This is a genomic window from Kitasatospora kazusensis (genome assembly GCF_039529945.1).
GTDB classification, from domain to species: domain Bacteria; phylum Actinomycetota; class Actinomycetes; order Streptomycetales; family Streptomycetaceae; genus Kitasatospora; species Kitasatospora kazusensis.
Genome location: NZ_BAAANT010000046.1, coordinates 37717 through 44336, shown reverse-complemented (window position 1 = coordinate 44336; position 6620 = coordinate 37717). Strand labels below are relative to the sequence as shown.

General features: G+C 77.2%; 4 protein-coding genes. All 4 read right to left on the bottom strand.

All coding sequences use genetic code 11. From position 1 onward, the window contains the following. Positions 1-64: 64 nt before the first annotated feature. The 4 genes from ABD330_RS27555 to ABD330_RS27540 all read right to left on the bottom strand — a co-directional run bounded on the left by ABD330_RS27555 (position 65) and on the right by ABD330_RS27540 (position 6618). Positions 65-1000 (bottom strand): bifunctional riboflavin kinase/FAD synthetase, encoded by a 936-nt coding sequence (locus tag ABD330_RS27555; protein WP_344468713.1) that lies wholly within the window; start codon positions 998-1000, stop codon positions 65-67. A gap of 64 nt (positions 1001-1064) precedes the next feature. Continuing rightward, entirely contained in the window at positions 1065-4406 is a 3342-nt protein-coding gene (locus ABD330_RS27550) for a trypsin-like peptidase domain-containing protein (protein ID WP_344468712.1), read from the bottom strand. A 171-nt stretch (positions 4407-4577) separates the two neighbouring features. Then, on the bottom strand, positions 4578-5483 hold the full coding sequence (gene truB / locus ABD330_RS27545; RefSeq protein ID WP_344468711.1) for a tRNA pseudouridine(55) synthase TruB: 906 nt from the start codon (positions 5481-5483) through the stop codon (positions 4578-4580). A 49-nt stretch (positions 5484-5532) separates the two neighbouring features. Further along, positions 5533-6618: a DHH family phosphoesterase gene (locus ABD330_RS27540; protein WP_344468710.1), complete on the bottom strand. Its 1086-nt coding sequence runs from the start codon at positions 6616-6618 to the stop codon at positions 5533-5535. Between the last annotated feature and the right edge of the window lie 2 nt (positions 6619-6620).

Here is a 6620-nt window from a genome sequence, read left to right as displayed (position 1 = left end):
CCGCGCCGCCCGCCGCAGCGGCCGCGGCTCGGCTGCCGGCCGGCCCGGTCAGCCTTCGGCCCGCTCAGCCCTCGGTCAGCTCGCGGGCCCGCTTGACGTCGTCGGCCATCCGGTCGAGCAGCGCCTCGATGGACTCGAACTTCTCCATCCCGCGCAGGTAGGCCAGGAAGTCGACCGCCACGTGCAGGCCGTACAGGTCCAGCCCGACCCGGTCGATCGCGTAGGCCTCCACCGTCCGGGCGGTGCCGTCGAAGGTCGGGTTGGTGCCGACCGAGATCGCGGCGGGCATCCGCTCACCGTCGGCCGTGAGCCAGCCCGCGTACACCCCGTCCGCCGGGACGGCGCTGTGCGGCACGGTGTCCACGTTCGCCGTCGGAAAGCCCAACTCCCGTCCGCGCTGGGCGCCCTGGACCACCACGCCCTCCACCCGGTGCGGGTGGCCGAGCACCTCGGCGGCGGCCGAGACCTCGCCCTCGGCGACCAGTCTGCGGACCAGGGTCGAGGAGAACGGCTCACCGGCCGCGCAGCGCAGCCGCAGGTCGACCACCTCGACGTCGAAGTCCGCCGTCCGCCCGAGCTCCGTGAGCAGCGCCACGTTCCCGGACGCCTTGTGGCCGAAGCGGAAGTTCGGGCCCTCGATGACCTGCCGGGCGTGCAGCGCGTCCACCAGCACCTGCTGGACGAAGGCCTCCGGCGACTCGCGGGAGAACTCCGGCGTGAACGGCAGCACCAGGACAGCGTCCACCCCGAGCTCCGCCATCAGCTCGGCGCGGCGCGGCTGGGGGGCGAGCAGCGCCGGGTGGCTGCCGGGGCGGACCACCTCGCTGGGGTGCGGGTCGAAGGTGACCACGACGGCCTTCACGCCCAGCTCGCGGGCCCGCTCCACCACCCGGCTGATGATCAGTTGGTGGCCGCGGTGCACACCGTCGAACGATCCGATGGTGACGACGCTGCGCCCCCAGTCCCCGGGGATCTCCTCCAGGCCACGCCAGCGTTGCACCCTGACCGCTCCTTGTTCCGTACGCGCGTACGCTCGGTACGCTCAAACGCTCCAACCCGAACCCCTATAGCGTGCCATGCGCCCGTCCCTGCTTCGGCACCGGAAGGCCCCCTGCGCGCGGCGCCCCGCCCCCGGCGTCCCGCTCGGCCTCGGCGGCGGCGTACTGCGGGTCGCGCCCGGCCGTCACCAGGGCCCGCATCCGCGCCAGCAGCGGGCCCCCGCGCAGGGCGGGCCCGGCGGACGGCCACTCGGCCAGCAGCCGGGCGAAGGCGGCGGAGCGGCCCGCGCAGCGGACCAGCGCGGCGTCCGCCGGTCCGGCCCCGGCACCGGCCAGCTCGACCAACTCCCTGGCCCGGGCGGGCTCGTGCTCCGAGCAGGTCTCGGCGATCCGCTCCAGCACGGCCGTCAGCACCAGCGGATCCCGCTCACCGGCCAGCAGCACGTCCAGCGCGGGGCCCCGGGCGGGCGGTCCGGGTTCGGCCAGCAGCACGGCGAAGACCCGCCGGGCGGCTACGGGCAGGCCCGGGACGACCGCCAGCAACGGCGTGGCGTCCGCTCCGCGGGCGAGCACCCGGTCGAGGTACTCGGCGAGCTGGGCGGCCCGCTCGGGGCGTTCGCGCAGCAGCTCGGCGGCCAGCTCCAGGCCGCGCCGGACGGTGGCCGGGTCGGCCGCACCCGCCAGTACCCGCAGCCCCTCCGCCGGCGCCCCGCCCGGCGCGGCCAACCGCCGCCGCAGGGCCGCCAGCACCGGCCCCGGATCGCTCGCCAGCGCGGGGGCGAGCACCTCGGCGGTGACGAACGGGTCGTCGGCGGCGTACGCGGCGAGCGCCGCCGCCAGGTGCCGCACCCGGGTCTTCGGATCGAGCACCAGCAGCGCCAACGCGGCACCGTGCAGGCCGGGTTCGCCGTCCCGGGCGAGCAGGGTGAGCGCGGTGAAGCGGAGCAGGCCGGGGCCGGAGCCGGTGGCGTGGGGGGCGGTGCGCAGCGCGTGCACGGCCGCCGCGACATGCCGCTCGGGCCTCGGGTCGTGGCTCCAGCGGTCCACCGCGCGGCAGAGCGCGGAGGGCTCCTCGGCTGCCAGCAGCGAGAGCAGGGCGTCGGCCCGGGGATGGGCCGCGGCGACCAGGCACTCCGTCAGGTCGTCCAGCGCCAGCCTGCGGTGCGCGTACAGCAGGTCGTGGGCGAGGTCGGCGACGGTGGAGCCCGGCCGGGCGGGCAGCCGTCCGCCGTCCGCGAGCCAGCGGCAGAGCAGCGGGAGCACGGTGTGCGGGTCCGCCGTGAGCAGGTCGGCGGTGACGGCCCGGAAGGTCTGCGCGGGGCCGTCGGTGCGGACCAGGCGGCGCAGCAGCTCCAGCCGGGTGCCGGGGGCCAGCGGCAGCGCGGCCCAGAAGGCGGGCCCGAACTCGCCGCCCTGCTCGCCGCGCTCGGCGAGCCGCTCCAGCAGCGGCCGGTGGGCGGTGAGGTCCGGGCTGGCGGCGAGGGCGGCGGCCAGCAGCCGCCCGGCCCACCAGGCGGGTTCGCTGCCGGGGGCGGCGGCCTCCAGGGCACGCTGGAGGCGGTGCAGCCACTGGTCCAGCGCCTCGGCGCCCCACGTCCGGGCGAGCCGCCGCAGCGCGGCCAGCACCGGCCCCACCCGGTGCCGGGGCACCCCGGGGCCGTCCGGGCCGGCGCCGTCCTCGGCCAGGAGTAACCGCAGCGCCCGGTCCAGGTCCAGGTGCTGCCCTTGCAGCCACTCGGCGAACTCCTCGTGACCGGCCCGGTAGCCGTCGCCCGCCGGTACGAACAGGCCCTCGGCCAGCACCGCCCGGGCCCAGCCGTCCTCCACCGGGAAGAGGGCGTCGAAGGCCTCCCGGCCGAGCCCGCCGTGCCCGACCGCCAGCATCTGCCGGGCCGCCTCGTGCATCCGCCCGGCCACCACGGCGGCCTGCCGCCGCAGCCGGCCCGCGCCGTCACCGGAGTCGGGCCCGGCGGCCGGGCGCGGCGCGCCCCGGCGGTGCGCGCCCGGGCGGCGGACCTCCGTACCGGCCACCAGACGGCGGCCGACCCGCAGGCAGCACAGGTCGAGGTAGGCCGCGAACAGTTCGGGCCGCCCGGGGGCCGGACCGCACACCCCGGCGACGGACAGCTCACCGGCCAGCCGCACCGCGAGCGGGTGGGCGGCGTCCGCCGGGTCGGCGAGCCAGTCCGGCGGCAGGCCGTAGCGCCGGGCCGCCCGGTCGGCGGCCTCGGCGGGCAGCGGGCCCAGCGCGTGCGGCAGGGCGGCGGCGGCCCCGTGCCGCTCCCACTCCTCGGGCCGGCAGGCCGTCAGCAGCCGGGCCCCGGCGGCGCTCAGCCACTCGGCACTCGCCCGGTGCCAGCTCTCGGACACCGCGGCGGCGGCCTCCTCGGGTGCGTCCAGCACCACCAGCAGGGGGCGCCCGGCCGCCGCGCAGAGCAGCCCGGCGGCCGTCGGGTCGGGGGGCGGTACGGACAGCAGCTCGGCGGCGCGGGCCAGTTCACGGCCGACGGCGGCGGCGAGCGAGGTGTCGGCGGCGGCCAGGCCGGCGCCGCGCAGCCACAGGGTCGGCAGCGGGTCCGGCCCGCCGGTCCGCCGGACGGTGAGCGCGGCCAGTTCGGTGCTCCGGCCGCTGCCGGCCGCGCCGACCAGCACGGTGACGGTCTCCTGCGGCTGCTCCCCCAGCAGGCCGTCCGGGCGGTCCACCCGGTCGGCGGCGAGATCGGCGATCCGCCCGGGGCCCGCGGTGGCCGTGCCGAGCTGTACGGAGGCCAGTTGCAGCACGCCGCCGAGGTTGAGCGCCCGCCCGTACGCGGGCACGGTGGCGGCGTTGCGGGCCAGCACCCCGGCCGGGGCGGCGCCGGCCACCGCGGCGGCCGGGACGCCGTCCCGGTGCCCGCCGCGCAGCCCCGGGGCGACCACCCCGAGCACGGCCCCGGTCTCGGCGTCGAGCACCGGGGCTCCCGGGGTCGCCCGGCCCCCCGGCTGCGCCAGGTCGAGCAGCAGCGCGCCCTCGACCAGGTGGAAGGTGTCGGCCCACGGGTACATCGCGGTACCGGTCGAGAACACCGCGCCCTGGGCGAGCAGCGGCTCCTCCCGGCCCTCCCGCAGGTACGGCACGGCGACCGGCCGTCCGGCCTCGGCCGCCGCGACCGGCAGCGGCGGTACGGGCACGCCGCCCACCGCGTCCGTCCGCAGCAGCGCGAGACCGCACTCCGGGAGCGGCTCGACGCTCTCCGGCCCGAGCACCCGGGTCTGGCCGCCGGGGGTGTGCAGCACCAGCCTGCCCGGCCCGGCCACCACCTCGTGCGCGGTCAGCACCGTCCCGAGCAGGTCGACGACGAATCCGAGGCCCCGCACCCGCCCGTCCGGGCCGCAGATCCGCAGCAGCGCGAGCTCCGCACCGGCCATCCGCCCCCGCCCTCCCCCGCCGGGCCGGTCGGTCCGCCCCTGCGGGGGAGGCTGCCCCTGGGCACGGGGGTCCCACTCCTCCCACGCCGTTCACCACGCACGTTCACCTCGCGCGCTCGCCCGTACGAGTGAGCCCGCGCCCGGCGTGGGTACCTCCTGCCCCCGCAGGGGTCAGCCCACGAACACCGCGACCGGCTTCGCCCGCCCGCCCGTCTCCTCGACCAGCGCGAGGAACCTGCCCTCCGGGTCGAAGACCGCGATCGGGCCGTCCACCCCCATCCCGGGGGCGGCCAGCTTCATGCCGTTCGAGAGCAGCTTGGCCTGCTCCTCGTCGATGTCCCAGCGCGGGAACGCGGCCGCGGCGGCCTCCGCGATCGGCAGGACTTCGAGCTTCTCCTCCAGCTGTTCGAGTGTCCGCGCCGACTCGACGCCGTACGGCCCGACCTTGGTGCGCCGCAGCGCGGTGAGGTGCCCGCCGACGCCGAGGTCCGCGCCGAGGTCCCGGGCCAGCGCCCGGATGTAGGTGCCGGAGGAGCACTCGACGGTGACGTCCAGGTCGACCACCGCAGTGCCGTCCTCGGCGACCGCACGGCGCATCCCGTGCACCGTGAACGAGTGGACGGTGGTCGCCCGGGCCGGGATCTCGAAGTCCTCGCCCTCGCGCACCCGGTGGTACGACCGCTTGCCGTCGATCTTGATGGCGCTGACCTTCGACGGCACCTGCATGATCTCGCCGGTCAGCTTGGCGATCCCGGCGTCGACCGCCTCCCGGGTGACGCCGGAGGCGTCGGCGGCGGAGGTGACGTCCCCCTCGCGGTCGTCCGTGACGGTGTCCTGGCCGAGCCGGACGGTCGCCTCGTACGTCTTCGCGGTGAGCATCAGGTGGCCGAGCAGCCGGGTGGCCCGCTCGACGCCGATGACCAGCACGCCGGTCGCCATCGGGTCCAGCGTGCCCGCGTGCCCGACCTTCCGCGTCCCGGCGAGCCACCGCAGCTTGGCGACCACCCCGTGCGAGGTGATGCCCTCCGGCTTGTCGACAATGACCAGGCCGTCGGGGCCGGTTCCCTTGCGCTTCATCAGTTCTTTCCGTACGGAGGAAAAGTCGGGGGGAATCAGGGGGAGAGCGTCAGCCGGCCGGCAGCGCCGCCCGGAACCGGGCGATCACCGCCGGCACGTCCTCGCGGGCGGAGAAGCCCGCCGCGAACCTGTGCCCGCCGCCGTCCAGCTCGGCGCAGACGGCGGCCACGTCGACGGCGCCCTTGGCCCGGCAGGAGCCGCGCAGGGTGCCGTCCGGGTCCTGCTTCAGGACGAGCGCCACCTCGGCCTCGGCCGGGCGCCGCAGGACGTCGATCAGGCCCTCGATCTCCTCGACGGTGACGCCGAACAGCGCGAGGTCCTGGTACGGCACCCAGGTCCACACCAGCCCGAGGCCGCCGGCCGCCGCCGGCTCGTACACGGCGCGGTCCAGCGCGGCGGCGAGCACCTTGAGGTAGCCGAACGAGGAGGTGTCCCAGAGCGTGCGGGAGATCAGGTCGTGCCGGATGCCGGTGGCCAGCAGCCGGGCGGCCAGCTCGTGGGTGGCGGGGGTGGTGGCCGCGTACCGGAAGGAGCCGGTGTCGGTGGCCACGCCGGTGTAGAGGCAGGTGGCGAGGGCCTGGTCGAGCGGGACGCGCAGGCGCCGCAGCAGCTCGTCCACGAGGACGGCGGTGGCGGGCGCGCCCGGGTCGATCAGCCGGTGGGTACCGAAGCCGGGGTTGGAGGCGTGGTGGTCGATCACCACCATGACGGGGGCCGCGAACGCCTTGGCGTGCAGCAGCCCGAGGCGGCTCTCGGAGGCCACGTCGAAGCAGAGCACCAGTTCCGGGCGGTCGGGCACCTCCGCGGCCGGCACGATCAGCTCCTGGCCGGGCAGGAAGGCCAGCGACTCGGGGATCACCTGCGGGTCCTCGCCGAAGGAGACCCGCACCTCGTGCCCGAGCGAGCGCAGCGCGATCCCGGCCGCCAGCGCGGAGCCGAGCGCGTCGCCGTCCGGGTTGATGTGGCAGATCAGGTCGATGGACGCGGCCTGCCCGATCGCCGCGACCACCCGCTGCCACTCCCGCTCGAAGCCGAGCGGTGACTCGGTGCGAGGCCCCGGAAGCACCGCGAGGGCACCCTCCACCGTGTCGGTGGAAGATGCCCCCTGGCCGGACCGGTCCGGCTCCGCGGTCATGA

What these genes read in the sequence shown, in the direction of transcription:
- truB (WP_344468711.1), bottom strand. Translation starts at nt 5,483, where the DNA reads ATGAAGCGCAAGGGAACCGGCCCCGACGGCCTGGTCATTGTCGACAAG.
- ABD330_RS27540 (WP_344468710.1), bottom strand. Translation starts at nt 6,618, where the DNA reads ATGACCGCGGAGCCGGACCGGTCCGGCCAGGGGGCATCTTCCACCGAC.
- ABD330_RS27550 (WP_344468712.1), bottom strand. Translation starts at nt 4,406, where the DNA reads ATGGCCGGTGCGGAGCTCGCGCTGCTGCGGATCTGCGGCCCGGACGGG.